Source organism: Streptomyces sp. SID486, from assembly GCF_009865385.1.
In the GTDB taxonomy this organism is placed as follows: Bacteria; Actinomycetota; Actinomycetes; order Streptomycetales; family Streptomycetaceae; genus Streptomyces.
The window spans coordinates 1-1,823 of sequence record NZ_WWJT01000439.1; the positions used below are offsets into that span (position 1 = coordinate 1).

A 1,823-nucleotide genomic window follows, 5' to 3' on the forward strand; every position below is an offset into this window, starting at 1 on the left:
GCCCGCGGTGGCCGGGGCGGCAGGGGAGTGCGGGGCGGCGGCGGCCGGAGCGGGCGCCGGGTGCGGCGCAGTCGTGGCCGAGGCGGTGGCGGTCGCCGGAGCGGTGACGGCGGTGAGCAGGAGACCCGCGGTGGCGACGGCGAGCCGGGCAGCGGCTGGTGATAACGGCATGAGGACAGCCCTCGGGGTGGGTGGCGGGGGAGCGGGACGACCGGCCGGCGGCACCGCCCGGCCGGTCGGAGTCTCCACCACCGTCCGGCCACGGCGGAAGAGCCCGACAGGGCCGCACCACCGGGCCGGCAGCGGGCCCGGCCCGCTCGGCGCGGCGGACCCCCTCCCGGCCACTTGACGGGTGCATGGTCCGTACCTATGGTCTCGTCCACCCGGACGTTCAAGAAGCCGTATGTCGTTCATGTATGAGGACGGATCAGATGCAGGACAAGGACACACCAGCCCGGCGCCGCCGTCGGTCCGAGCGTTCCGCACTCGCCCTCACGGTGGCGGCCGGCGTGCTCGGCGCCGGACTCCTCACCGCGCCGGCCACCCAGCGGGCGGAGGCCGCGCCCGCCGCGTTCGCACACCCCGGCGTCACCGTCTCGCGCGCCCAGCTCGACTTCGTCCGCGGCAAGGTGCAGGCCGGTGCCCAGCCGTGGAAGGGTGCCTACGACCAGATGATGGCCAGCGGTTACGCGAGCCTCAGCCGCACCCCCGAGCCGCGCGCCGTCGTCGAGTGCGGCTCCTACTCGAATCCCGACCACGGCTGTACGGACGAACGCGAGGACGCCATCGCGGCGTACACGGACGCGCTCGCCTGGTACATCACCCGTGACGAGCGCTACGCCAGGAAGGCGATCGAGCTGATGGACGCCTGGTCCGCCGTGCTCAAGGACCACACCAACAGCAACGCGCCCCTCCAGACGGGCTGGGCGGGGTCCTCCTGGCCGAAGGCCGCCGAGATCATCAAGTACACGTACACCGGCACCTGGGCCGGCTCCGGCCGGTTCGCGGCCATGCTGCGCGACGTCTACCTGCCCGAGATCATCAACGGCTCGAACTCCAACGGCAACTGGGAGCTGTCGATGATGGAGGCGGCCGTCGGCATCTCCGTCTTCCTGGAGGACAAGGCGTCGTACGACACCGCCATGGCGAAGTTCCGCACGCGGACGGCGGCTTACGTGTACCTCGCCTCCGACGGCGACCTGCCGAAGACCGTACCGAGCCAGAACCTGAACACCCGCGACAAGATCGTCTCCTACTGGCAGGGCCAGTCCACGTTCGTCACCGGGCTCACCCAGGAGACCTGCCGCGACTTCACCCACACCGGGTACGGCATCTCCGCCATCTCGCACGTGGCCGAGACCAGCCGGATCCAGGGACAGGACCTGTACGGCACCGATGTCGGCGAGCGGCTGCGGCAGGCGCTCGGCTTCCAGGCCAAGTACGAACTGGGCACCGCCGCCCCGAGCTGGCTGTGCGGGGGCACCGTGAAGCGGGGGCTGGGGCCCGTCACCGAGGTCGGCTACAACGCCCTGCACAACCGGCTGGGCATCGCCATGACCAACACCCAGGCCCTGACCCAGCGGAACCGCCCGGCGGGCAGCGACAACCTCTTCGTCGCCTGGGAGACACTGACGCACGGGGACAACCCGAACTGACCCGTCCCGGCGGCCCTCCCGGCCGGGCCCGCACCGCCGGCCGAGTGCGGGCGGGCGGCTGGGCGGTACGCGGTCCGGTGGCGGCCGGTGCCGGTGGAGCGGTACCCGGCCCGTGGGCGCGCGCGTGACCGGAGACGCGGACGCCCGGCCCTGGGGCGGGCCGGGCGG

1 protein-coding gene is annotated in these 1,823 nt (G+C 73.0%); it reads left to right on the forward strand.

Translation table 11 applies throughout. The features are described 5' to 3' along the window. Window positions 1–431: 431 nt before the first annotated feature. Entirely contained in the window at window positions 432–1,655 is a 1,224-nt protein-coding gene (locus tag GT045_RS20765; RefSeq protein ID WP_161335072.1) for an alginate lyase family protein, read from the forward strand. Window positions 1,656–1,823 lie beyond the last annotated feature (168 nt).